At 67.2% G+C, this 23,727-nt stretch carries 19 protein-coding genes and 1 pseudogene; 3 read left to right on the top strand and 17 right to left on the bottom strand.

Annotation, left to right across the window (positions count from 1 at the left end):
* Positions 1–32: 32 nt before the first annotated feature.
* The 5 genes from ACH9D3_RS05275 to ACH9D3_RS05255 all read right to left on the bottom strand — a co-directional run bounded on the left by ACH9D3_RS05275 (position 33) and on the right by ACH9D3_RS05255 (position 5,825).
* Entirely contained in the window at positions 33–1,469 is a 1,437-nt protein-coding gene (locus tag ACH9D3_RS05275; RefSeq protein ID WP_396410129.1) for an aldehyde dehydrogenase family protein, read from the bottom strand.
* A 128-nt stretch (positions 1,470–1,597) separates the two neighbouring features.
* Positions 1,598–2,926 carry an FAD-dependent oxidoreductase gene (locus ACH9D3_RS05270; protein ID WP_396410128.1) on the bottom strand — a complete coding sequence of 443 codons (1,329 nt, stop codon included), beginning with the start codon at positions 2,924–2,926 and terminating at the stop codon, positions 1,598–1,600.
* Between the two features lie 59 nt (positions 2,927–2,985).
* Positions 2,986–3,798 carry a MoaF C-terminal domain-containing protein gene (locus ACH9D3_RS05265; RefSeq protein WP_396410127.1) on the bottom strand — a complete coding sequence of 271 codons (813 nt, stop codon included), beginning with the start codon at positions 3,796–3,798 and terminating at the stop codon, positions 2,986–2,988.
* 73 nt (positions 3,799–3,871) lie between these two features.
* On the bottom strand, positions 3,872–4,216 hold the full coding sequence (locus ACH9D3_RS05260) for a cupin domain-containing protein (RefSeq protein ID WP_396410126.1): 345 nt from the start codon (positions 4,214–4,216) through the stop codon (positions 3,872–3,874).
* A gap of 67 nt (positions 4,217–4,283) precedes the next feature.
* Positions 4,284–5,825 carry an amino acid permease gene (locus tag ACH9D3_RS05255; RefSeq protein WP_396410125.1) on the bottom strand — a complete coding sequence of 514 codons (1,542 nt, stop codon included), beginning with the start codon at positions 5,823–5,825 and terminating at the stop codon, positions 4,284–4,286.
* Between the two features lie 296 nt (positions 5,826–6,121).
* Between ACH9D3_RS05255 and ACH9D3_RS05250 the strand changes: the two genes are divergently transcribed.
* A complete protein-coding gene (locus ACH9D3_RS05250; RefSeq protein WP_396410124.1) occupies positions 6,122–6,703 on the top strand; it encodes a TetR family transcriptional regulator in 582 nt (193 codons plus the stop codon).
* Between the two features lie 712 nt (positions 6,704–7,415).
* Here ACH9D3_RS05250 and ACH9D3_RS05245 read toward each other — a convergent pair.
* From ACH9D3_RS05245 to ACH9D3_RS05200, 10 genes and pseudogenes are all read right to left on the bottom strand, one after another.
* Complete coding sequence (locus ACH9D3_RS05245; RefSeq protein WP_396410123.1) at positions 7,416–9,200, bottom strand: thiamine pyrophosphate-binding protein; 1,785 nt, start codon at positions 9,198–9,200, stop codon at positions 7,416–7,418.
* 128 nt (positions 9,201–9,328) lie between these two features.
* Positions 9,329–10,762: a 2-hydroxycarboxylate transporter family protein gene (locus tag ACH9D3_RS05240; protein WP_396410122.1), complete on the bottom strand. Its 1,434-nt coding sequence runs from the start codon at positions 10,760–10,762 to the stop codon at positions 9,329–9,331.
* Positions 10,763–10,833: 71 nt separating this feature from the next.
* Positions 10,834–11,709, bottom strand: coding sequence for a hydroxymethylglutaryl-CoA lyase (locus ACH9D3_RS05235; RefSeq protein WP_396410121.1), 876 nt, complete (start codon positions 11,707–11,709; stop codon positions 10,834–10,836).
* A gap of 7 nt (positions 11,710–11,716) precedes the next feature.
* Positions 11,717–12,953 (bottom strand): annotated as a pseudogene (locus ACH9D3_RS05230) (CaiB/BaiF CoA transferase family protein).
* Between the two features lie 159 nt (positions 12,954–13,112).
* The gene (locus ACH9D3_RS05225) at positions 13,113–13,769 is read right to left on the bottom strand and encodes an IclR family transcriptional regulator domain-containing protein (protein WP_396410120.1); all 657 of its coding nucleotides are present in this window, start codon (positions 13,767–13,769) and stop codon (positions 13,113–13,115) included.
* 353 nt (positions 13,770–14,122) lie between these two features.
* Positions 14,123–15,112, bottom strand: coding sequence for an NAD(P)-dependent oxidoreductase (locus ACH9D3_RS05220; RefSeq protein ID WP_396410119.1), 990 nt, complete (start codon positions 15,110–15,112; stop codon positions 14,123–14,125).
* A gap of 84 nt (positions 15,113–15,196) precedes the next feature.
* Complete coding sequence (locus tag ACH9D3_RS05215) at positions 15,197–16,318, bottom strand: isocitrate/isopropylmalate family dehydrogenase (protein WP_396410118.1); 1,122 nt, start codon at positions 16,316–16,318, stop codon at positions 15,197–15,199.
* Positions 16,319–16,930: 612 nt separating this feature from the next.
* A complete protein-coding gene (locus tag ACH9D3_RS05210; RefSeq protein WP_396410117.1) occupies positions 16,931–17,281 on the bottom strand; it encodes a DUF202 domain-containing protein in 351 nt (116 codons plus the stop codon).
* Positions 17,282–17,286: 5 nt separating this feature from the next.
* On the bottom strand, positions 17,287–17,625 hold the full coding sequence (locus ACH9D3_RS05205) for a DUF202 domain-containing protein (protein ID WP_396410116.1): 339 nt from the start codon (positions 17,623–17,625) through the stop codon (positions 17,287–17,289).
* 247 nt (positions 17,626–17,872) lie between these two features.
* Positions 17,873–18,094, bottom strand: a complete 222-nt coding sequence (locus tag ACH9D3_RS05200) for a hypothetical protein (RefSeq protein ID WP_396410115.1) — start codon at positions 18,092–18,094, stop codon at positions 17,873–17,875.
* A gap of 834 nt (positions 18,095–18,928) precedes the next feature.
* Between ACH9D3_RS05200 and ACH9D3_RS05195 the strand changes: the two genes are divergently transcribed.
* Positions 18,929–19,438, top strand: coding sequence for a DUF3237 domain-containing protein (locus ACH9D3_RS05195; RefSeq protein WP_396410114.1), 510 nt, complete (start codon positions 18,929–18,931; stop codon positions 19,436–19,438).
* A 115-nt stretch (positions 19,439–19,553) separates the two neighbouring features.
* On the opposite strand, the gene ACH9D3_RS05190 is transcribed toward ACH9D3_RS05195, so the two are convergent.
* Positions 19,554–20,513 carry a formylglycine-generating enzyme family protein gene (locus tag ACH9D3_RS05190; protein ID WP_449555777.1) on the bottom strand — a complete coding sequence of 320 codons (960 nt, stop codon included), beginning with the start codon at positions 20,511–20,513 and terminating at the stop codon, positions 19,554–19,556.
* A 328-nt stretch (positions 20,514–20,841) separates the two neighbouring features.
* Entirely contained in the window at positions 20,842–21,714 is an 873-nt protein-coding gene (locus ACH9D3_RS05185) for a LysR substrate-binding domain-containing protein (RefSeq protein ID WP_396410112.1), read from the bottom strand.
* 186 nt (positions 21,715–21,900) lie between these two features.
* Here ACH9D3_RS05185 and ACH9D3_RS05180 point away from each other — a divergent pair, with 186 nt between their 5' ends.
* The gene (locus ACH9D3_RS05180; protein WP_396410111.1) at positions 21,901–23,724 is read left to right on the top strand and encodes an ABC transporter permease subunit; all 1,824 of its coding nucleotides are present in this window, start codon (positions 21,901–21,903) and stop codon (positions 23,722–23,724) included.
* Positions 23,725–23,727: the final 3 nt, after the last annotated feature.

The raw sequence follows: 23,727 nt of genomic DNA, 5'->3' as shown, positions 1-23,727 counted from the left end.
CGGCGCCGCCTCAGTCGGTGCGGGGAGGGTGCTTAGCCGTTGATGACCTGGGGTGCGCCGAGGTGCTTGAGGCCTTCGACGCCGAACTCCAGGCCGTAGCCGGACTGCTTGGCCCCACCGAAGGGCACCCGCGGGTCCACAGCCCCGTGCTTGTTGATCCACACGGTGCCGGCCTGGATCCGGGCGGCGACCTCGCGGGCGGCCTCGGTGTCGGCCGACCACACGGAGGCCCCCAGGCCCACTTCCAGGGCGTTGGCCATTCCGATGACCTCGTCGAGGTCGGTGTACTTGATGATGGGCAGGGCCGGGCCGAACTGTTCCTCGGCCACCAGCGGGTTGTCGTTGTCCAGATCGGCCACCAGGGTGGCGGGGTAGAAGTACCCGGGCCCATCCTGGTCGGGGTTGCCGCCGATGAGTACGCGTCCGCCGCCGGCCCGGGCTTTCTCCACCAGGTCGGCGACGATGTCGTACTGGGCCTGGTTCTGCAGCGGGCCCAGCACGTTGTTCTCGTCCAGTCCCACGCCCATCGGCATCCTGGCGGCGACCTCGGTGAGGGCCTCGCACACGGCGTCGTAGACGTCTTCGTGGACGTAGAGACGCTTCAGCGCGGCACAGGTCTGGCCGGTGTTGAGGAACGCCCCCCAGAACAGGTCCTCGGCGATGGCGGCCGGGTCCACATCGGGCAGCACGATCCCGGCGTCGTTGCCGCCCAGTTCCATGGTCAGGCGCTTCACGTTGTCGGCGGAGTTGCGGATGATGGCCTTGCCGGCCGGGGTGGAGCCGGTGAACATGATCTTGTCCACTCCCGGGTGGGCGACCAGGGCCTCACCGATCTCGCGGTCGCCGGTGACCGCCTGGAGCACGTCGGCCGGCAGGACCTGGTTGAGCACTTCCACCAGGGCCAGCACCGACAGCGGGGTGTAGCCGGAGGGCTTGACGACCACGGTGTTGCCCATCCGCAGGGACGGGGCGATCTGCCAGGTGTGGATCATCATCGGCCAGTTCCACGGCCCGATCGCCCCGACCACGCCCAGGGGCCGGTAGTGCAGTTCCGCCTTGGTGCCTTCCTCATCGACGAGGGTTTCGGGCTGCAGCTCCAGGGCGGCCGTGGCGCGCAGCCAGGCTGCGCACGCCCCGACCTCGAAGCGGGCGTTGGGGCCGTTGAGCGGCTTGCCCTGCTCCCTCGAGAGCAGCTCCGCCAGGGCCTCGGCGTTGGCATCGATGGCGTCGGCGGCGGCGTTGAGGAGAGCCGAGCGTTCGGCGTGGCCACGGGCGGCCCATTCCGGCTGGGCGGTGCGGGCGGCGGTCACGGCCGTCTCCAGGTCCGTGAGGGTGTGCTTGGGCGCCCGGCCCACGACCTCGCCGGTGGCCGGGTCGAGCAGGGTGCGCCCGCCCTCGGCGGGCTGGATCACGGCCAGCAGATCGGCCGCACTCGAGAACGTCGGCAGGGCAATAGCTTCAGCAGTCATAACAACTCTCCTTTGTGGGAAATCCTTCACCTCCCGGTCCGCTACGGATTCCAGGTCGGCTCCGGCTACTGCGGTGGCCGTAGGCGCATTGGGCCGATGATGTGCGGTTGAAGGGCTGGGGTGGAGGCTCAGGCGCTGAGCCGGGCCTCCACGGGGCGGGGCTCGGCCAGCAGCTTTTGGATGCGGCGGGCGGCGGTAAGTCCGCTTTCGATGGCGCCGTCGATGAAGCCGCCCCAGCCGGTGGCGTAGTCGGCCCCGGCCAGGAACACCCGTCCGTCGGGGCGCTGCAGGTCCTCGAAGCACTCGGTGAGGTGCCCGGCGTAGTGCATGGGCCAAGTCTCCCCGGCGTACTCGTCGGCGACCCAGTTGTGCCCGGTGACCTCGAGGACCTCAAGGCCTGGCACGAGCTCGTCGAGCATGGCCTGGGCGGCGGTCACGTCGTCGATGGGCACCGCGGTGGCGTCGGGGCCGAAGGCGACCAGGGTGGTGGTGTCGGTGTCGAAGTACTCGGCCTGGACGAAGTTCAGGGGCGATTCGGCGGGCGCGAAGGCCACGAACCGCTCCTGGCGTCCGGCGACCTTGATCCACAGCTTCGCCCCGCGCCCGGCCTGGCCCCGTTGGGCGGCCTTGGTCTTGGGCGCGGACAGGGCGGGGGTGAACTCGATCCCGCCCAGGGCGCCCAGGGGCAGGGTGACGACCACGGCCGCGGCGGTGTGCTGCTGCCCGTCGGCGGTGGTGACGGTCGCGGTGCCCTCGGCCTGGTCCACGGCGGTGACCGGGGTGTTCAGGTGCAGATCGATCTTGGCGTCGGCGCGGATCGCCTCGATCAGCGTTCTCGTGCCGCCGTCGATCTTGTAGGTGGCGCAGGCCTCGAACATCAGCTTCCAATCCCCGTTGGAGATCGCCGCCCAGCGCAGGGCCTGGGTGTAGGCGGCCTCGTCCAGGCGGCCGTTGAAGTTCAGCGCCCAGAACGACCGCACCAGCTGGCGCACCTCCGGCTCCAGGTCCAGGTCGGCGATGGCCTGGGCCAGGGTGGTGCTGTCGATCTCGGTGCAGACCGGGTTGTGCATCGGCTCCCAGGGCAGCGGGAAGACCTCCCGGGAGCGGGCCAGCAGGCGGGTGTTGGCCTCGTCCATCAGCTCGAGGATGTCCTCGGCCCCGCCCCGGACGATGTCGCCGTCGATGCGGCGGTAGCCGGTGGTGAACTCCGGGCCGGCGACGGGCTTGATGCCGTAGCGGCCCATCTCGGCCCACACGAAGGGCTGGATCCAGTGCACCCAGGTGCCGCCGAGTTCCAGGGGCCGGCCCATCCGGTCCTCGAGCCAGGTGCGCCCGCCGATGCGGTCCTTGGCCTCGAGCACGGTCACGGTGTGCCCGCGCTGGGTCAGTTCCCGGGCGGCGGTCAGTCCGGCGAATCCGGCGCCGATGACGATGACGTCACTGATGTTGTCGGTCATGATCGTTTCTTTCGACTGGGCGGGCAGGGATGCTGCTGTGTGCGGGGCTGAGTCGGTACTCAGTGCTTGTGGTGATCCTGGGGGTATGCGGTGGTGTTCAGAACGGTGAGCCGGGAGTTGAACGGCAGCACCAACGGTGCGTCGGTCGTGTCGTCCCAGCCGAACATCCGCCCGATCGAGCGTTGCTCCTGGAGGTCCACCAGCAGCACCGACTCCACGGTCATGACCCGCTCGGTCCAGAAGAAGATGTAGAGCTCCTCGGCCACCTCGAAGGCCAGGGTCCGGTCGACGTCGGCCAGTCCCTTCTCCCCACCGCGCAGGCAGTGCCACACGAACGTGCCCGGGGTGAGGTAGATGTGCTCGTAGGCCTCCACATCGCTGTAGCGGTAGTAGATCCGTTTGCCCACCAGCCCGGCGGAACGCTGGTGGAGGGCCGCTTTGGTGCCCTCGAGGCGGGCGTGGGTGAACTCGGTGCTTCCCTTGACGGCCTCGTCGGTCTCATGGAGCGCGGAGACGGCAACGGTCGCTGCTCCGCTGATCTGGTTGAGGACCACGGTGACATCGCGCATCTGCCGGCCCGCGCCGTGCACGAAGTCGATGATGATGATCCTCGGACGTGCCTCGACGGCCTTGTACTTGGCCTCCACGCTTTCCTGGTCGTCCGCCGCGGTGGCGATGGTCCACGTCAAGGAGGAATCGTCGCGGAAAGCCATGGTGAAGCTCCGACCGTCCTCGCCGAGCAGGGCCACGCTCGTGCCGGCCAGAGCTGAGGAGGCGGGAAGAGTCTGGTCCCCGAAGCCATCGAGCATGGTGGAGACGGAGGGCCACTCGTCGACGGGAACGTAGTCCTGGAACGAGTTGTCGACGGTCATGAGAAGAACTCCTTCGGAGGGAATCAAGGATGGGACGGCAACCGGTGCAGCACACACGCAGCGCGCCGCCGGCTCAGCTGTAGACGAAGAATTCGACGGTGGGCTCCAGGACCTGCCAGCGGGTCATTGCGCCTTCGGTGAAGGAGGCCATGGAACCGGCAGTGAGGTCGAAGGTCTCGCCGTCCTGGACCTGGATGCGCAGGTGACCGGAGACGATGTAGATGCTCTCGTCCTGGTGGATGGGCAGATCGAAGGCCTCCGGGACCTGCTCGGGGGTGACTTCCCAGATTCCGGCAGACAAGGCCTCGCGATCACCCTGGCCGGGCTTGCGCAGCCAGCGCACGGTGCCGACCTCGAAGGGCTCGGGAGCGGTGGTGGCGGTGTCGGCGTGGAAGACGGCGGCAAGGAGTTCGGACATGGTGGTTCCTTTCGGAGAGGGTGTTGCGGACAGGAGGGGCACGACGTGTGCTCCCAAGCGGTAGGACTCAGCGGGGCCCAGGGGCCGGAGCGGTGCTCGGGACGGGGCGGGGGTCGCGCAGCAGCGGAAGGTGGTCCTGGACCCGGCGGCGGTAGAGGTAGAGCACCAGGGACAGGGCCAGGATCCCGACGCCGATGGCCAGCTCCTTCGGTCCCCCGTAACCGGTCAGCTCACTGGACAGGGCCCCCACCACCAGCACCACGGTGGTGTAGACGACCAGCACCGCCGCCAGGGGCACCGCGTAGCGGCCCACCCGGAAGGGGCGGTTGTACTCGGGATGGTCGCGGCGCAGGACGAGGAAACCGGCCAGGGCCAGCAGGATCGCCAGCAGGTAGCCCAGGTTGGCCGCGACCAGGATGGAGATCGGGTTGGCGATGAAGACGATGAGCACGACGTTCATGACCACCGCCGCGTAGATCGTCCGGGCCGGGACGCCGTGGCGGTTGGTCTTCTCGAGCTGCTTGGGCGCCAGCCCGTCCAGGGCGGCCCCGTAGAGGGCGCGGGAACCGTCGGCCATGGAGGCGTTCACGCCCATGAGCAGGGCGGCCAGGATGGCCAGCAGCATCACGTCGGCCAGGGGCCCGGCCGGCAGCACCCGGGTGAAGGCGGTGACGAACATCCCGGCCGGATCGGCCGCGGCCTCCTGCTGGGTGACGAGCCCCCCCACGCCGAAGGGTACGAGCAGGAAGATCCCGAAGGTGTAGGCCCCGGAGGTGAACAGGGCCTTCTTGCCGTCCTTCTTGGACCGGTACTCGGGCATGAAGGCCGCGCACATCTCGGTGCCGTAGGCGGTCCAGCCGATCAGGTAGAGCCAGACCAGGGCCAGCTGGATCGTGGCCCAAGGGTCGGCGGCCAGATCGCCCAGGCCCCAGGTGAGGTTGGGGGCCTGCCAGGACCCGGAGACGAGGGGGGCGGCGATGAACACGGCGAAGGATGCCAGCAGCAGCACCCCGATCACCTTGTTCACCCAGGCGGCCGGCTGTGCGCCGAAGAGGTTGGGCACCATGATGAGCAGGATCAGCACGATACCGATCAGCTGAGCCGGCCCGATCTGGGCGACCCCGAGGTTCAGGGCCCAGGTGGCCTCGGGCAGCCAGCGGGCGGTGATGACGGCCCCGGCAGTGACGGAGACGATGGAGATCACCGCCGACCAGCCGAACCAGTAGCCGAAGGTGGCCAGCGCCCCGGCCGGGGCGAAGCGTTCACGCCAGGCCTCGTGGGCGTAGATCGGCACCCCGCCGGGCTTGTCCGGGAAGATCGAGGCCATCTCGGCGAACAGGGTGTTCTGCACCCAGCCGATCAGCGCGGCAAAGGCCCACAGCGCCATCGCCGACAGGCCCCCGACCACTGCCACGGTGGCGCCGAAGGAGACGTAGAGCCCGCCGGAGACGGCCATCGACATGGCGAAGGCGTCCTTCCAGGACAGGCGGGCGTGCAGCTCGGTGGGCGCCTCGTGCGGGGCGGGTGTGCCCTGCGGCGTCCTCGACGTTGAGCCCGGCGATGCCGGCGTCGAACCGGCTGTAGCGCCGGAAGTGATGGGTGAAGACATCAGGTCCCCCTGGGATCGGGTGCTGCTGGAACCACGCGAGTAGCCCTTCGATGCGCAGCGCAGGTCTGAGACGAGCAGACGAGCGCCGCTCCCACAGTGGGTTGCCGTGACACGGGTCACTGTGAGCGCAAGACAACTCTGCACTTGCAGAGTTTGTATGGCAAGGGGGAGCGCAAAAATTTCTTCGGCTGAAGGTGGGGGGGCGTCCGGTCGTGCACCCAGGGCCCCAAAGTGAGGCCGACAGGTAGCGTGGACGGGCAGGGGTTTCTAGAGCCGGTGCGACGACAGGAGTGCAGATGGCGGGACGCAATGGGGTCTACGGGGCAGGCCGGGAGGCCCTGCTGGATGCCGTTATCGAGCTGGTAGGTCGCGACGGGTTGAAATCGCTGAGCTACCGCAAGGTGGCCGAGATCGCCGGGGTGGACAACACGCTGATCTCCCACCACTTCGGGTCCAAGACGGCCCTGCTGGAAGCGGCCATGGACCACGCGGCCCAGCGCACCCTGGAAGGCACCGAGTTCGAGCGGATCTTCCACGGTGCCATCGCAGACAACGTGCTGGACGCCGTGCGGGAGTCCCCCGCACGACAAGCCTTCCAGTACGAGATGGTCCTGGCCTCCAGGGCAATCCCTGCCCTGCGACCGGCAGCCGAGCGTCTGTACGACGCCTACGTCCAGCGCATGCAGGCAGCCCTCGCCGCCGCCGGCTACGCCGCGGACGAAGCCGTGGCTCGACTGGTGTTCGCCGCCCTCGACGGACTGGTGTTCCAGCGCATCACCATCGCCACCGAAGACCAGACGCGATCAGCGCTGGACCAGGTCGAACGATTGCTACCTGCAGGACGCGAGGTCTCCCCAGCCGCTGATCAGACGGCGTAGCGCAAGAACCCCACGAAAGCTGGAGTCGTGGCCGGCGGAGCGTGGGGTACGCCAGCCGGTAACCAACTTGCATGTCGCGGTGGAGTTGCCCGCCTGTACCACCACCACACGGACCGGGACTTTACGTGAGGCGGGATAGAGGCCATCGAGCCAGCTCAACGTCACCTATCAATGCGGCAGTCCCGGTTGTTCTGGTCTGGGAAACGTAAAGCTCCTCGTCCATCCGCGTGGATGGCCGAGGAGCTTTCGGTGGGAGCACGAGGCGGGAAGCCATGGCGCACATGGAGCTTCCGCTGGTGACTCGTGTTTCCCTCCCGGCGCAGGCCTGTCATCGCGTCATGGCTGACTGCTCGAGACCTTGATTCGGCACGTGGTGCACGCCCGCCGTGACCTTAACGCCTGGTGGCTCTCAACAGCGATGGAAGCGGTACTCCTGCGTGGATAGCATCCGCCGCTCTCCGCACCTGAGTTCCCGGACCCAGGCCACGTGCAGGTGGGCCATGGTGTCGTCGACAACTGCTTGGTAAGGCTGGTACCCCGGCGCGTGAACCTCCACATGGTCGCCAGGGCGTAGCGCCCACGCGGAGATGGTTGTGTCCTCGGATAACGCTGCGTCCGCTTGTGGTGCCTCGGATGTGGGCATCGCCGGCCAGGAGATCTGGGGCGGTGAGGCGCCCTGACTCTCAGCAGGGCTGGTGGGGAAGGCCATGGTCTACAGCTTCTTGCCGGCGGTGAGGGAGGCTGCCATGAATTCCACGACGACCTTCTGGGAGATGGCCACGTCCAGGACGAAGACTCCTTCGTCGTGGGTGGCCAGCCAGTCGGTGAGCACGGCGAGGTCGGCCAGCGTTCGGGCTTTTGCTCCGTCCGCGCCCAGGCCCCGGCCGATGGCGGCGAAGTCGACTTCGTCGATGAGCATTGCGGTGGGGTCCAGGCCCTTGGAGGCGTATTGGTGCAGCTCGGCGCCGTAGGCGGAGTCGTTGAGCACGATCACCACCCCACGGGCGGTGGCGCGGATGAAGGTCTCGAAGTCCGCCAGGCCCATGAGCCCACCGCCGTCGCCGGTGACGAACACCGTGGTGCGCTTCGGGCGGGCCACCGAGACCCCGGCCGCGGAGCCGACCCCGAGACCAATGGACTGAAAAGCGGTGCCCACCAGCACCATGGCCTGCGGATCCGGCACCGAGAGATACATCGGGGCCCAGCCCATGAAGTGGCCCCCGTCCATCACCACGGAGCGGTCCTTCGGGAGGATCTCTTCCAGGGCCGCGACCACGGCCCGGGGGTTGAGCCGGCCGTCGGGGCCGAACTCGGCCGGGTCCTCCACCGGGGCGGGGGAGCGGAAGGCCTCCCCGGCCACCTCGGGCACGGCTGCCCGCCAGGTGCGCGCCTGCTCGGTCGTGGGGATCCGGCCGGTGAGGGCCTGCAGGAAGGGGTCGAGGTCGGCGCGGATGTAGTCGGTGACGGCCGGGTGGGCCACCGCGGCCTCCGGTTCGTTGTCGATGCGGATCACCCGGGTGCCGGGCGCGAAGAGGGTTCCGTAGCGGGCCTGGAAGGCGTTGAGGCTCGCCCCGGCGACCAGCACCAGGTCGGCCTGGCGGACGAGCTCGAGGCGGTGGTCGCGGGTGAAGCCCCCGGCAATCCCCAGGTCCCAGGGGGAGTCGAAGAGGTTGGTGGCCATCACCGAGGTCATGAACAGGCCCCCAAGCCGGTCCCCGATCTCCTTGAGCGGGGCGGCGGCATCGGCCAGGAGCACGCCGCGCCCACCCAGGATCAACGGCCGGGCCGCGTCACGCAGCAGGGCGGCGATGCGGTCGAGCTCCTCGGCCGGGGCGTTCCAGGCAGGCTTGACCGGCAATGGCGGCAGCTCCACCGGCTCGATGAGCGGGGCGGTGGCGACGTCGTAGGGGATGGCCACCACTACGGGCTGGAAGGTTTGCTGGGCCAGGTCGAAGGCCCGGTGCGTGATCGCCGTTGCGTTCTCCGGGGTCGCCACGAGCGTGGTGACCCCCACCGCCGCGGCGGCACCGGGCTGATCGATGTCGAAGGCTCGACGCCCCGTCGTTGGGGCGTCGCCCACCACCATCACCAGGGGGATCCGGGCCAGGCAGGCCTCGGCCAGGGCCGTGTAGGCGTTGGTGAATCCGGCCCCGTAGGTGGTGGTGGCCGCCCCGACGCGCCCGGTGGCCCGGTGGTAGGCATCGGCCATGGTGACCGTGGCGGCTTCGTGGCGGGCGGAGGTGAAGCCGAACCCGGCGTAGGTGAGGTGGCTGATCAGGTGGGCGTTGCCGTTGCCCATCAGTCCGAACAAGTGATCGGTGCGCGCAGCGATCACCTCGGCGACGGCGGTCGAGACGGTGAGGGGCGCATCCGTGTTCTCCACCGTGGCGCTGTGTCCGCCGGGGAGGGAGTTCGTCTCGTTGCTGTCGGCTGGCACGTCGAAACCTTGCTCCTTGTCGAGGGTGGATGGGGGTCGGAGGGCGTCGGTCTTCGTCATGGCACATGTCCTGTTCGGGTTTCGGTGATGACGGTGGCCGTCATGGGCTGCCTGTCGCTGCGGTGGACGGGGCGCTCCGCCGCCCCGGATCGGGGCGGCGGAGCGGTGCCGGTGGGAGGGGCCCCGGATCAGCCGGCCAGCAGCGGCACGAGCAGGGAGGTGACGAACAGCACCAGGGCCCCGCCGAGGCGGTTGGTCAGGGCCGCGAAGGGCATCAGGTGCATGCGGTTGGCCGCACTGAGCACGGCGACGTCGCCGGAGCCGCCGGTGTCGGCCATGACCAGGCCCGGGGTGATGGCGGCCTCCACGAAGTGGAACTTCACCAGCCAGCCCAGGACCCCGGAGGTCAGGGTGGCGATGACGACGGTGGCGATGGTCAGGACGATGAACATCGGGTTGCTCACCGAGGCCAGGACCTCCTGGATGTCGATGTAGGTCATGCTCACCCCCACCAGCAGGGCCGGGACCAGGATGGAGGCGATCATGTCGCCCCACTCGGAGGACCCGTCCTCGAGGTCCTTGGGCAGGAGCCCGAAGATCTTGACCGCGGCGGCGAAGAGGATGGTCCAGGCGTAGGGGTGCAGGACCGGAAGGTAGACCGCGACCAGGTTGCCGGCCACGAACAGGACCGCGGCGATGAGCAGGCCCTTGCCCAGGGAGAGGAAGGAGGACAGCTCCTTTTTCGGCGGGGTGGCCATCTCTCCGGCCCGGCCCTTCACGCGCATGAGTTCACCGTGGCCGTTGAACCCGACGAACAGCTGCTTCTTGCGCTTGCCCAGCCCGTTGTAGACCCCGGCGATGAGAATGCACACGATGTTGGCCATCACCACCGCCGACATCAGATCGCCCATGAACGTGGCGGCCTCCCCACCGGTGCGGGCGGCGTACATCTCCGACATCGGTACCGCACCCAGACCCAGGCCCCCGGCCATGATCGGGGCGGCGATGAAGAGAATGCCTTCCATGAACCCGAAGCCGGTGACCGCACCGAGGGCCCCGATCAGGCCGAAGGTGGCGATCAGGCACCCGACCAGGGGGACCGCGAAGCGGGGCCCGGCCTTCAGGAGCAGTGCCCGGGGCATGCCCAGGATGGACCCGGCGATCAGGGCCATGACGAAGAAGTCCAGGAACCCGTAGCTGTCGACGAAACTCTGCACCACGACCACGGCGTTCTCCGGCATGACCCCGGCGAACATGAGGGTGGCCGGGACGAAGGTGCACAGGACGGTGGGCAGCCCGTAGTCGCGGATCACGGGGAAGAGATTGCCGATCCAGATCAGCAGCCCGCCCAGCAGCATGGTGACGGCGAAGCCCGAGAGCATGGACTCGGGCAGGTTGCCGGTCACCGCGGCGATCAGCACCACGGCAGCGAACACAAGGTAGACCGGGGCGGGCGTGCTGGCGATGCGCCAGCCCTGGCGGCCGGGGTAGTGCGTTCCGCGGCGCGGGCCTGCGGTCGGGGCGACCGCACGGTGCATCCCGGTGCCCGGATCCGCAGGCTGCTGATCCGATGCCAGGCCGGCGGGCTGGGTGGTCTGGGTGGTCGGTGGTGTCGTGGACATCGGGATCCCCCGGTTCGTGTGGGCACGGCGGTTCTCACAGAGCCGCTCGTGGATGGAAGAGGTGAAGTGGTCTAGCGTCCGGCGGGGTCCAGGGACCCCAGCGCCGAGGAGTGCGCGATGACGTCGCGGGCCAGGCGCACTGCCTCGGCCAGACGGTCCTCGTCGATGCCGGTGTCGTGGCCGGTGGCGTGCAGGTGGGCTACGAGTTGTTCGGTGGCGATGTTGCCGTGGGCGCCGGGGGCGAAGGGGCAGCCGCCGTAGCCGCCCAGGGCGCTGTCGAAGCGGGTGATCGCCAGCCGTTCCGCGGCGGCGGTGACGGTGTCCAGGGCCTGGCCGTGGGCGTTGTGCAGGTGCAGGGAGTAGGTCAGGTCGGGTTCGGCGTCCTGGACGTGCGCCACGGCGTTCACGACCTGATGGGTGGGTGAGGTGCCGAGGGTGTCGGCCAGGCCGATGTCGGTGATGCCCATGGCCTGGAAGGCCCGCACGACCCGCAGCAGGTGGGCGGGGTCGATCTCACCTTCGAAGGGGCAGGTGAAGGCGGTGGAGATCCCGGCGAAGAAGTGGGTCTGCGGGTAGCGGGCCACTTCGGCGGCGAGGTCTGCCAGGGCGTCCTCGATGGACTGCCCGGCGTTGGCGTTGCTGTGGGCCTGGCTGGCGGAGGCGACGACCTGAACATCGGTGGCTCCCGCTTCGACGGCTCGGGCGATGCCGCGGCCGTTGAGCGCCAGTGCCGTGTACGTCACCTTCTCGAGGTGGGGGAGCCCGGCCAGGATCTCGGCGGCGTCGGCCATCTGCGGGACCTTCTTCGGGTTGACGAAGGAGGCCACCTCCAGGCGGGTGAGGCCGGCGGCCATCAGGGCCTCGGCGACGGCGAGCTTGTCGGCGGTGGGCACGACGACGTCCTCGTCCTGGAGGCCGTCGCGCAGGAACACGTCGGTGATCTGCATGTCCAACTCAGCCCACCTCCTGCGGGGTGAGGTCGGCGATCTCCTCGGGGCTCAGCCCGGCGATCTCGTGCAGGACCTCCTCGGTGTGTTGGCCCAGCTCCGGACCGACCCACTGGACCCGGCCCTCGTGGCCGGGGATCTTGGGAACCACCCCGGGGAAGCGGATGAGTTCGGGCTCGTCCTCGACGACGACTTCGTGGGTTTCGATCATGTCCCGGGCGAGGTAGTGCTCGTCGGTGGCGATGGACGGGGCGTCGTAGACGGGCCCGGCCGGCACCCCGGCGGCATCGAGATGCTCAAGCACCTCCTTGAGCGGCATGCTCGAGGTCCAGGCGGTGATCGCTCCGTTGAGCTCCTCCTCCCGGGCCCCGCGCGCCTCGGTCGTCAGCAGCGACTCGTCGGTGGCCAGGTCCGTCCGGCCGATGGCGGCCATCAGGCGTCGGAAGACCGAGTTGGAGTTGCCGCCGATGACGACTTCCAGGTCGTCGCCGCAGGGGTAGGAGCCGGTGGGCACCACCCCGGGCAGCCGGCCACCGGTGCGGGTGCGCACCATCCCGTAGGCGTCGTAGTCGGGCACCAGGGACTCCAGCAGGCTGAACACGCCCTCGTAGAGGGCGACATCGACGACCTGCGGGCCCTCGCAGCGGGCGCCGCGGGCCTTCTGCAGCATGAGCATCAGCGCCCCGATGACCCCGTAGAGCCCGGCTACGGTGTCGCCCAGGGACGCCGCGGCCCGGCCGGCCGGGCGGTCGGGCTCACCGGTGATGTAGCGCAGGCCGGCGAAGGACTCCGCCGAGCTGCCGAAACCGGCGCGGTTGCGGTACGGGCCGGTCTGTCCGTAGCCGGAGATCCGCACCATCACCACCTCCGGGTTGAGCTCGGTCAGGACCTCGGGTCCCAGGCCCCACTTCTCCAAGGTGCCGGGGCGGAAGTTCTCGATCACCACGTCGCACTTCGCGGCGATCTTCTTCACCGCCTCCCGGCCGGTCTCCGAGCGCAGGTCCAGGGGCTACCGACTTCTTGTTCCGGGCCACGGTGCGGAACAGCATCGAGGTGGCCCCGCGGGTCTTGCGCCAGTCGCGCAGCTCGTCGCCGCCGGTGGGCTTCTCGATCTTGATGACCTCGGCGCCGAAGTCGCCGAAGAGCCGGGCGGCGAAGGGGGCGGCGATGAAGCTGCCCAGCTCCAGCACACGGATGCCCTCCAGCGGGAGGGTGTTGCCCTCGAGACGGAGATTGTCGGTCATGGTGCCTGCTTCCTTGGTTTGGCCTCGCGACGTCCCAAATTTCTCACTGTGTGGGATATCACTGTCGTTTAGCGGGAGGACACTAGCGCGTGACCCAGGACACACACAACCCCCTCGGCGAAAAAGCCGAGGGGGTTGTGGAGCAAATGTGGTGGGGAACTACGGGGCAGCCTGCTCGAGGTCGCCACTGATGCGTCGGGCGGTGGCGACGACGGCGTCACCGAAGTCGGCGCCGGGGGAGTCCTGCACGCGGGCCAGCGGCATGGCTAGGCACACAGCGGCAATGGTCTGCCCGCGCAGCACCACCGGGGCGCTGACCGAGCCCAGCCCCGGGGTACGACGGCCGACCGATTCCACCCACCCGTGGGCCTCCAGTTCCTCCAGGGCTTCCGGTTCGTTGGCCAGGAGGCGTCCGCTGGAGCCTGCCGGCAGGGCCAGACGCGATCCCGGAGGCAGGGTCGCCCTCAGCTCCTGGGGGCTGTCGAAGTTGAGCAGGCAGATGCGGTCCTCCCCGCGACGGATCCACAACTGGGCGCTCTCACCGGTCGCGTCCCGTAGCGCGGTCAGTGCCGGCAGCGCGACCTTCTCCAGAGCGGACTGCACGAAGCGCTGTCCCAGCCGAAAGTTCCCGGCCTCGGTCCGGCGCAGGAACCCGTACTCGACCATCGACAGGGCCAGGCGGTGGGCGGTCGAGACCGACAGGCCCGTTCGGCGGGCCAGCTCGCTGGCCGAGGCCGAGGAGGAATCCACAGCATCGAGGATCGCGGCCACACGCTCCAGGGTGCGGTTGCTGCTCGGTGACTCAGGGGACGACATGGAGCCACCTTATGGCCAGGTGTCCGTTCTACCGCGCAACAGATCCCAGTCGTCGGGCACCCGGACTGTGCGGCCGACGGTGCCCACGGGTGCCCTGGATGGAGCTGACGTCACACTCGTGCCGGCCACTTGGGCGCTCAGGAGCAGGAGGGCACGAGCACTGCTCGACGTCTCCCGTGGTGCCCATGGCGGATTGCCGGCCGCCTCGCGCGGCAGCATCGACACCACACCTGACAGCGACCCGGGCTCTGAACCACAGGCCCCGGCAGCCGCTGATCACACGGTGACCGCCCCCGCGCCATCCCTTCGACCGAATCCATACGGTTCATCCGGCATCGCGGGTGGGCGGCACGCTACGAGACCGACAGGTGGGCCGCTCGCTTCGTCTCTGTGACGACCCCGCTGGGGGTGTCACCACGCAGGACCGCATCGAAGTTCTGCCAGACCGTCGCGATCCTGCGCTGGACGTTCTCCCAGCCCACACCGGCCATATGGGGCGTGCACACCACCTGCTCCAGATCCAGCAACTCGCTGGCGGTGTCCAGCGGCTCTCTGTCGTAGACATCGAGTCCGGCTCCAGCGATGCGCCCCTCGCGCAAGCATTCGATGAGGGCGCGCTCATCCACAACCTCACCGCGGCCGACATTGACGAGAACTCCGGTGCGCTTCATCAGGGCCAGTTCCTCGCGCCCGATCATCTTGTCGGAGTCCGCATTCAACGGAACATTCACGCAGACGATGTCGGAGATCGCCATGAGCTCCTCCAACGAGACCGGGCGGGCCGGGATGAGCTCGGAGACGGTCAGCGGGATCTCCGCGTTGTCGTAGAAGACCACATTGGCGCCGAATCCGTGGTGGACGACCTTGCCGACCCAGCGACCGATGTTCCCCAGGCCGACGATCCCGACCGTTTTGCCGTACAGCTCCGAGTAGGACATCTCGTCCAGGTCTTGACGCCACTTCCCCTCGCGCATCAGCTGCATGGAGGCCGGGATGCGCCGCAGCACCGTCAGCATCAACGTGACCGCATGCTCTCCGACGGAGATCGAATGGGTCTTCATCTGGGCCACCGGAACCCCCAGTTCATTCAGGACACTGATCGGCAGCTGCCCGTAACCAGAGCTCATGTATTGGATGAACTTGGCGTTCTTGGCGGCCCGGAACACCTCCTCGGGCACGTCGACGCCCGAGATGAGGAAATCGGCATCCGCCGCCTCACGGCACATCGCCGACACCTCCGCCCCGGGCGGCATCACTGTCACCTCAAAGCCCTCCGGTGCGGAATCCACCAGGCGGCCGACATAGTCCTTCAGCGGGTTGAGGAACAAAACCTTGTACGTCATGGGTGCACATCTTTCGTGGGTCAATGCCTGCCGGCTGCGGTAGGAGAAGTTGAGGGAGCAGAGTGAGAGCCTGGCGGTGCAGGGTTATCCGTCGGTCACGGCCGCGACGTGGTGCTCCAGCCGCCCAGCTCCCAGCTCCGCCGGCAGGGCGCTGAGGACCGCCTCCACCACTTCCTGGGTGCCGGCCGTTCCGCCCAGGTCGCGCGCCCGAGGACCTGTTGCCAGTGTTGCTTCGACGGCGCCGTGCATGCTCTGTGCTGCCTGGGTGCACAGGTCGTCATCGTGGCGTTCGCCCAGCCATTCCAGCATCATGGCGGCCGAGAGGATCATTGCCGTCGGATTCGCGATGCCTTTGCCCGCGATGTCGGGGGCGCTGCCGTGTGAGGGCTGGAACACGCCATGGGTCAGGCTGACGTCGGCGGAGGGCGCGACGCCGAGACCGCCGACGAGGCCGGCTGCGATCTCGGAGACGATGTCGCCGAAAATGTTCTCCGAGACGACCACGTCGTAGCGTTCCGGATCGGTGACCATGTACATCGATCCCGCGTCGATGTAGAACTTCGCGCTTCCGACATCGTCGTTGCGCGCAGCGACCTCGTCGAACACCTTCTCCATCAAAACGTTGCTGCGCAGCGCGTTGGACTTGTGCAGCAGGGTCACGTGCCCCGGGGTGCCTCGCTTGCGGCGTGCTCGCGCCTGGGCGAAGGCCACGTCGAAGAGCTTCTCGCACGTGGCCCGGGTGATCGTCATGCGATCACTCGCCCGCTCATCACTGGGCTCTTGCTCATCGGCCAGTCCCGCGAACATCCCTTCGGAGGTTTCCCGGATGACGAGCATGTCGATGTCCTTCGCCTTGACCGGGCTCTCGACTCCCGGGAAAAGCCGCACCGGCCGAAGGCTGGCAAAAAGCCCGTAGTGGGCCCGCATCTCGACCTGGGCGCCCAGCTCAAGGCCTTCCGGTCCACGCACATCTGGCAACCCCATGGCGCCGAACAACACGGCGTCCGCCTTGCCGATCTCATCCATGTCGGCGGCAGTGATCTTTCGACCGGTGCGGCGGTACAGGTCTGCGCTGAAGTCATAGAACGTGTAATGGAACTTCAGTCCGTAGCGCGTTTCGCATTCCTTCAGGACGGACAGAGCGGCGTCCACGACTTCGGGGCCGATACCGTCCCCGGGAATCACGGCAATTTCGTAGTGAGTCATGGTTCTCCTGGCTTGCGTTCACGAGCGCTTCCTCGCAGGGTGATCGCCCCGGTGCCGGGGGCATTGCCCATGCGACGCCCCGCGCAGTAATTCCCACTCTATGGGAAACACTTTCTGCGAAGCGGGAAGACCATAGCAGGAGGTGACTCGGCTCACAAGAGACCTGGAGGAGAGGTGTCCGCGACGCGCCCGCCAGTAGGGCCATGGGGATGCATGGCGGCGCCCTCGAGCCGTTCGGGGGTATGGAGGTGGGGTGCAGGCCCTGGTGCGGAGGTGGGAAAAGGCGGGGCGTCAGGAAGAGGCGACACATCAGGACGGTGAGGGAGCAGGCGTCGGGATCAACGCAGGCTGAGCACCCCTGTGACATCCCCCAGGTGGGGACCCGCTCGGAGGATCGGCTTGCTGAGACCGCCGTCTGGGGAGTGGTGGCCGAACACTCTCCGCTTTAAATATGGCCAGTTACCGGCCATATTCTGCGAGGCGATATTGCAATGACTGCCAGAATCCGCCGTTGGTCAATTGCTCGTCATGCCCGATCTGCTGTCGGAGCTCTTGGGGTAGAACACGTTTAGTGCTTGGAGGGCTTGGAGGGCTTGGAGGGCTTTGCGCTGGTCAGGTCAGGCTGAGCACCACATAGAGGCCCAATAGGCCGAGGACGGCTGTGGCCGTGGCCAGGCCCAGGACGCTTCTGGCGTCGGCGGCTATTTTCTCATCGGTGATTCCGCGGCTGCTGCGGGCGTAGCGGGCGCGTTGGCTCAGGTAGATCGCCGCCCCGGTGGCCACGGCCACGGCGAACAGGGTCAGGACGAACACGCCGTGGTGGGTGATCCAGCGCAGGCAGATCGCCGCAGCTGTGATGAGGGCCAGTACCGTGCGTCCCCAGGCCAGGATGGTGCGTTCGGGCTGGAGGCCGGAATCCTCGTGGGCGGCGGTGGTGTTCTGGTTCTGATCGCGGCGGGCCACGGGGGTCAGTTCTGGATGACGAAGGCGATCAAGACCCCGGAGACGATGGCTCCTCCGCCCCCGAGCAGCGGCGTGATCAGTGGCAGCGGCAGGGGAGTCTGGTGGCGCAGGCTGCGTTCGACCTTGTACCAGCGCACGGCCGCCCCCGAGCTGAGCAGCACGCCCAGCAGCAGCAGGATCACGGCCAGTAGCGTGCGGATCTGGTCGGGGAAGACGTCGGCGGTGAAGGCCTCCACGGCGATGCCTCCGGCCAGCAGGGCCAGGGCGGTGCGGATCCAGGCGAGGAAGGTGCGTTCGTTGGCAAGGGTGAACCGAGGGTCAGGCTCGATCCCGCCGCCCAGCACGCGGCGGGTGTGTCTGTGGGGTCCAGGTCCAATACGGGGGTCATTCACGGCATGTTCCTTGATCGTGCAGGCAGGTGAGAGCCGGTGGCCGTGGCCTCCGCCGACGGAGTATGGGTCGGTGGGGTGTCGGGCCGGCAGGGTTCACCTTCGGCTCGTGGTGGCTCGAAGACGGCCCCGCCGTGGAAGCGCTGGGCCGAATCCATGGCGCTTCCGCTGATCTCCGTGTTTTCCTTCCGGCGCAGGCCCGTCATTGCGTCATGCGCGATCGTTTGAGTGCCGGATGGTTAAACCCCACTTGCACGGCCCGATGACCTTTGGGCACTCCGGCGTCGGTGAGTGCGTTGGGTACACGGGTGACCCGCTTGTCGAGTTGCCGGTAGGCCCATTCGTGTTCCTTGAAAACGACGGCGATGTCGTCCGGACGCACCTTCGGGCGCCGGGCTGGCAAGGAACCCATGCCCAGATTCATGAGAAACCTTCCGCTTTGAGGTACGTGGGGGCGTCGTTTCGACGATGTCGCTCTACGTGAAGAGCACTGAAAATTTGTCGACGCCACAGCGCGACGGCCCGCCACCGGGCGTCATGCCGGCCCCGCCACCCCTTCAGGGATGACCCGCCTTCGACGGCAACGGGTGAAACCATCGAGATCAGCAGGACGGCGAACAAACCCGCAGCCAGGGCGACGGAACCAGATTCCTATCTCCGGCTGACGTCGCCGAGGACGGCCGCCCGTTGCCGGTGCGGTGAGTTGCGTGCTTGGTCCGCCATCCACCAGGACCACCCCGGCAGCCCCTGAAGTGGCGTCGGAGGGTCCCCAGGGAACTATTGACGTGCTCACAAGCTCCTTTCGCGAATCAGTAGGGTGTGCCGATCGCTCCACTAGTCTGAGCGGAACAACCCAAAACGTATAGTTATTTAGATCTATAGTTGACATTAGGGAATCTAATGTCGAAGACCAGCAGGCGGCGGTCGTTGGACTTCACGACGACGGTGACCGGGGCCCTCTCGCTGCTGTGGCAACCACGCGGCACCTCTGCCCGGCACGCGAGCTCGCAACCATAGCCGAGCGGGAGAAACGGATGTCAGCGGCACAACAGGGGGCCTCGGCAATTCCTCCGTCCCGACTTTTTCACTGCCCCGGAAGCCGTCGTCGATCAGCGTCAGGTGGAGTATCGGCCCGAGGCCGACGGCGCATCCAGTTCCCTCACTCCCCTGACACCAGCCGGTTATTGTTTGACCAGTTGCGTGATGGTCGCCTGCGCGGCGCGGGGAGCACCGGAGTCGAATCCACGAAAGGAATGCCATGACGAACCATCATCCTCGGAAGTCGTCCCAATTTGCCTCGCATATCCCGATACCGCCGCTGCTGGAGTACGTGGCCACAATTGATGTTGACGTCGACCCTCCCATCACGGTCGGGACCACGGTGGACGGTATGCGGCGGGTGGTTCCGATCCGCGGCGGGCGCGTGCACGGACCGGCCATCAACGGCCGAGTCCTCGACGCCGGGGCGGACTTCCAGCAGTACTCGGTCGAGGACGTCGCCTATCTGGCCGCAGACTACGTCCTGAAGCTCGACGACGGACATCACGTCCTCGTGGAGAACCGTGCATTGCGCACTGGCGATGCCGAAGATCTACGGAAGGTGATGGCTGGCGAGTCGGTGGATCCTGCCCGGATTTACTTCCGCTGCGTGCCGCGACTGACCGCTGAGGAGACCGGACCGTACGCGTGGCTGAATCGGACTCTGTTCATCGGCACGGGAGAGCGCCAACCGGATGGGGTGAGGGTCGAGGTCTTCCGCATCGGCTGAGGCACGCCGTCCGGGACCACGGGGTCCAGGGGTTTTTGGCCGCTGACGCCCTCAGGAGGAGCCTCACCTGTCGCAGGACCCGGGCGCCCCTCAGCCCTCATGGGTCCGACCAGGGCTAGTGAGCCACGGTGCGGAAGCCGACGTTGGCCGCTGCCGAATCGGGCGTGTTCCAGCTCCGTGCAGCCACTCTGTAGCGGTTGCAGTACGAGTGGTGGCACAGATACGAACCACCTCGCATCACCCGTCCCTGTCCAATCTTGGGGCCGGGTGGATTACGCAGCGGCGAGTTCGAGTAGTACTGCGGGAGAAACCAGTCATTGCACCACTCCCACACGTTGCCGGAGCACTGGAACAAGCCGTACCCGTTCGGCGGGTAATGCTTCACGGGTGCAGTTGTGAGGTAGCCATCGTCCCGGCTGTTGGCATCTGGGAAAGAGCCTTGCCAAATGTTGCAGTGGTGGACGTCTTGGTCTTGATGCTGGGGGACAAGGTCGTCGCCCCAAGGGTAGCGGGCCTGGCTCAATCCTCCTCGGGCGGCGAACTCCCATTCGGCTTCAGTGGGTAGGCGCCGCTCGGCCCATGCGCAGTAGGCCTGGGCGTCGTGCCAGTTGACGTGCACCACGGGATGATCCGGGATGTCCTCCCACGTGGTTCCTGGGCCGGCTGGGTGCGACCAATCGGCCCCCCTGACCGCCAGCCACCACGGCAGGCCGGGCACCCGCCCTGCAACATCCGGTGAGTCCGTAGGGACGGCCATGTGAAAGACGGAGGACAAGCCGTCCACTTCGGCTCCAGTGCGATGTCCCGTGGCCGCGACGAATCGGGCATACTGCTCATTGGTCACCGTCGTCACATCGATATGGAAAGTATCCAATGTGACCGTGTGCTGGGGCGCCTCTCCGTCTGCGGGGTGTCCCTCCCCAAACGGATCTCCCATGACGAAGGTGCCGGGGCCCAGAGGGACGTCCACATGGAGGGCGGGTTCGGTGACTAGCTCGTGCCGCCCTTCGACAAGGACCTTCTTGGTCGGCGGTCCGTGGACGGGTGCGTCGCTGCGGGGCGCACAGCAGTGCATGGATCCTCCCTCAGATTGTCATGGGACCCGATATGTCCTTCGGGAAGGAAATGAGTCGTAGCCCATCATGGTTACGACTTGCCTGCTGCACGTTGTGCCAGCCTCGACATCCGGGTTCGTCTGGAGGGCACGCCGGTTGGGGCAGGCGACCCGAGCCGCGGGGGGCGGTCTCCGTGCTGTCCCCGCAGGTCTCCCTCCGTCGGATGCCCGATATAGAGGTTAGCGCACGTTCTGGAAAGCCGCGGAGACCCGCCTGCGACCGACCGGTGGCTGGCGCGCACACAACCGGGAAGGGATGCGGCGAAAATCGTACCAAGCGGTTTCGCTGTCACTCCGCCGTCGTCAGAATTTGTTCGAACAGACGGAGGGCGGGGGGCGGGGGGCCGTTCCGATGCAGGACGTAGATGCCTCGCTTGGCTGGTGGATCCAACGATCGGACGACGGCCCCGCTCGCCTCGGCCAGCGTTGCCAGTGCACGAGGCAGGACGCCGGCTCCCGCCCCCGCCAGCACCAGTGACAGAACCGAGTCCCGTCGGTTCACCTCGATGATCGACTGGTGCTGCTTCCCGGTGCGTTCACTCTCTCGCCGGATCAGCTCCCGTCCCACGCCGGGGCCGCCCAGGATCATCCCGTGCTCGAGGAGCTCCTTTCCGGTGACCTTCTCGTCGGGGTCCAGCGTCGAACCGGGCGGGAAGACGGCGACAATCTCCTGTTGCCCCACCTGCTTGACGATCAGGTCTTGCTGAGGGCCTATGTCCAGCATGAGTCCCAGTTCCACATCCCCGGTCCGAACCGCCTTAGGAATGTCCTCAGGCACCTCGGTGAGGCGGACCCGGATCTGCACCTTTGGTGCCAGTCGTCGGAATGCGCTGATCCATTCGGCGAGCGGATCGAGCATGATGCCGGGTAGCGAGGCGATCTCGAACGTTCCCCCCTCCAGCCCGAGCACTGCGTCGACAGATGCGCGGGCCGTGGCGAAGTCTCGGAAGATCTGCTTCGCCGGGTCCAGCAGAGCCTCACCGGCCGGTGTGAGCCGCATGCCGCGCGGAAGGCGATGGAAGAGTTCACATCCGAGTTCCTTCTCGAGCTGTCTTAGCGATTGGGAGAGCGCGGGTTGGGTGACGTGAAGCAGCTCCGCTGCGGCAGCCAGGCTGCCGGTCCGGCTGATGGCGACGAAGTACTCGAGCTGGCGCCGTTCCATGGTCGCCCCCTCTCATAAGAAAAAGTTATCGATATGTGTGAAAAGACTAAATGGTACTACTGGGCGCGCCGCGTTCTAATAGTTCTCAGTGACGCAGCCCACATCTGATCGATTTCATACCGACACCCCATCCATCGTCGAAGGTGACCGAAAATGGCGCATACGCCCCGACCGGAGTCTGCTTCCATGCTGACCGACATCCTGGCCAAGCGCGGTATGGCGATTGTGGTGCTGGGCGTCGTCGCCCTCTACCTGTTGCCCATCATCATGATCATCTACGGAGCCTTCCGCGACGCGCCTCCTGGGCAACCGGGAGCGCTGGGTCCGGAGGGCCTCACTGCGGCGTTCCAGGATGCGGCCACCTACACCGCCGTGAAGAACGCCCTCTGGCTCGGGGGTGTTGTTGCGGTGATGAGCACCGTGATCAGCATCGTCTCGGCCTGGATCGCCACGAACACGAATGTCTTCCTCGCGAAGATGATGACACCACTGGCGGTCATCGGCCTCGCCACGCCCCCGCTGTTCTTTGCGCTGGCCTGGAACCTGCTGGGAACCCCGGAAATAGGGCTCGCCAGCAGGGCCCTGGCGGCAGTCGGCGTGGATGGGTTCTCCATCGGTGGGGCGTGGGGGGTCGCTTTCGTTCTCAGCCTGAAGGTCTCGACACTGACCTATTTCGTCCTGATCGGTGCCTTCGGTTCCATGGACCACCGGATGGAGGAAGCGGGTCTCATTTTCGGGGCAACGCCCCTGAAGACATTTTTGACCATCACGCTGCCCATGATGGCGCCGGCGATCTCCGGCGCGCTGATCCTGGCGTTCATCATCGGCATGACAGCCTTCGACGTTCCGCTGCTGATCGCCGGTTCCGGGCAGTTCCCGGTCGTGTCGACCCAGATTTTCTCGATGCTTAACGAGCAGGTACCGCCGAACTACAGCGCCGCGAGTTCACTGGCCCTAGTGCTCATGGTGACCGTCGTCCTGCTGGTGGCGGTCAAGTGGCGATTCCTGGACCGCCGCCAGTTCTCCACCGTTGGTGGCAAGAGCAGTTCCAAGTTCCACTGGGACATGGGCAAATGGGGTTTCGCGGCAACCGCCTGGATCGTCCTCTATGCCGTGTCGATGGTTATCCTGCCGGCGGTTCAGGTGATCCTCGGCTCCTTGCAGAGGGTCTTCGGCGCCTCGGGTGCTCTCTCACTGCGGAACTATGCACTGCTGCTCAGCGACCCCGCTATCGCACCGGCGCTGCGAAACACTTTCTTCCTCGCCGTCTTCGGAGGCCTGATCGCCAGCAGCATCGCGCTCACCCTCGGGCTCATCGGCCGGCACGGTACGGCGTCCCTGCGTCGAGGCCTTGAGCTCACCACCTGGTTGCCGTGGGCCGCCAACGGCATCCTGCTCGGTCTCGGGCTCGTGTGGGGCTTCCTGACCATCCCGTTCCTCACCCCGCTCTTCGGCACGGTGTGGATCGTGCTGATCGGCCTGGTCATATCCGCCACCCCTCTGGCGGCGCGGGCGGTCGACGGCGCGTTGGCGCAGATCGGGAAGGAACTCGAGGAGTCCGCCCGGGTCTCGGGGGCGACGGCCCTGCGGGTGGCCGTGGGCATCGTGCTCCGACTGATCCTGCCCTCGTTCATGGCCGCCTGGTTCATCACCGGCATCAACATTGTCGGAAACCTGGAAGTGCCCATCCTGCTGTCCTTGCCGACCAACAAGACCATGGCCGTCGAGGTGTACCGGCTTTACGGCAACGGCGAGAGCTCCATGGCCGCCGCGCTCTTCGTCCTGGTCTTCGTCATCGGCGGGGTCTTGGCTGGGGCCGTCTACGCCGTGCGTTGGATCATCGGGCGGCTCATCCGGAGACGCCAGGCGCGGGAAGCGCAGGCGCTCTTGGTGTCGCAGTCGGAGCAGGCAGGCCGCGCCACGGTGGCGGAGACCGCGAACAAGAACTTTTCCACCAATGACGCCCACGGCGTCCTGACCGGGAGTGGTAATGGCACGAGTAGCAATTGAGCA

The organism is Kocuria kalidii (genome assembly GCF_044462225.1).
Lineage (GTDB): Bacteria > Actinomycetota > Actinomycetes > Actinomycetales > Micrococcaceae > Kocuria > Kocuria kalidii.
Note: the sequence above shows the minus strand (reverse complement) of the source record. Positions and strands in the feature narration are given on the sequence as shown.

What these genes read in the sequence shown, in the direction of transcription:
- ACH9D3_RS05190 (WP_449555777.1), bottom strand. Translation starts at nt 20,513, where the DNA reads ATGCACTGCTGTGCGCCCCGCAGCGACGCACCCGTCCACGGACCGCCG.
- ACH9D3_RS05250 (WP_396410124.1), top strand. Translation starts at nt 6,122, where the DNA reads ATGGCGGGACGCAATGGGGTCTACGGGGCAGGCCGGGAGGCCCTGCTG.
- ACH9D3_RS05260 (WP_396410126.1), bottom strand. Translation starts at nt 4,216, where the DNA reads ATGTCCGAACTCCTTGCCGCCGTCTTCCACGCCGACACCGCCACCACC.
- ACH9D3_RS05215 (WP_396410118.1), bottom strand. Translation starts at nt 16,318, where the DNA reads ATGACTCACTACGAAATTGCCGTGATTCCCGGGGACGGTATCGGCCCC.
- ACH9D3_RS05220 (WP_396410119.1), bottom strand. Translation starts at nt 15,112, where the DNA reads ATGACGTACAAGGTTTTGTTCCTCAACCCGCTGAAGGACTATGTCGGC.
- ACH9D3_RS05225 (WP_396410120.1), bottom strand. Translation starts at nt 13,769, where the DNA reads ATGTCGTCCCCTGAGTCACCGAGCAGCAACCGCACCCTGGAGCGTGTG.
- ACH9D3_RS05265 (WP_396410127.1), bottom strand. Translation starts at nt 3,798, where the DNA reads ATGACCGTCGACAACTCGTTCCAGGACTACGTTCCCGTCGACGAGTGG.
- ACH9D3_RS05195 (WP_396410114.1), top strand. Translation starts at nt 18,929, where the DNA reads ATGACGAACCATCATCCTCGGAAGTCGTCCCAATTTGCCTCGCATATC.
- ACH9D3_RS05255 (WP_396410125.1), bottom strand. Translation starts at nt 5,825, where the DNA reads ATGTCTTCACCCATCACTTCCGGCGCTACAGCCGGTTCGACGCCGGCA.
- ACH9D3_RS05245 (WP_396410123.1), bottom strand. Translation starts at nt 9,200, where the DNA reads ATGACGAAGACCGACGCCCTCCGACCCCCATCCACCCTCGACAAGGAG.
- ACH9D3_RS05275 (WP_396410129.1), bottom strand. Translation starts at nt 1,469, where the DNA reads ATGACTGCTGAAGCTATTGCCCTGCCGACGTTCTCGAGTGCGGCCGAT.
- ACH9D3_RS05240 (WP_396410122.1), bottom strand. Translation starts at nt 10,762, where the DNA reads ATGTCCACGACACCACCGACCACCCAGACCACCCAGCCCGCCGGCCTG.
- ACH9D3_RS05270 (WP_396410128.1), bottom strand. Translation starts at nt 2,926, where the DNA reads ATGACCGACAACATCAGTGACGTCATCGTCATCGGCGCCGGATTCGCC.
- ACH9D3_RS05180 (WP_396410111.1), top strand. Translation starts at nt 21,901, where the DNA reads ATGCTGACCGACATCCTGGCCAAGCGCGGTATGGCGATTGTGGTGCTG.
- ACH9D3_RS05235 (WP_396410121.1), bottom strand. Translation starts at nt 11,709, where the DNA reads ATGCAGATCACCGACGTGTTCCTGCGCGACGGCCTCCAGGACGAGGAC.
- ACH9D3_RS05185 (WP_396410112.1), bottom strand. Translation starts at nt 21,714, where the DNA reads ATGGAACGGCGCCAGCTCGAGTACTTCGTCGCCATCAGCCGGACCGGC.
- ACH9D3_RS05200 (WP_396410115.1), bottom strand. Translation starts at nt 18,094, where the DNA reads ATGAATCTGGGCATGGGTTCCTTGCCAGCCCGGCGCCCGAAGGTGCGT.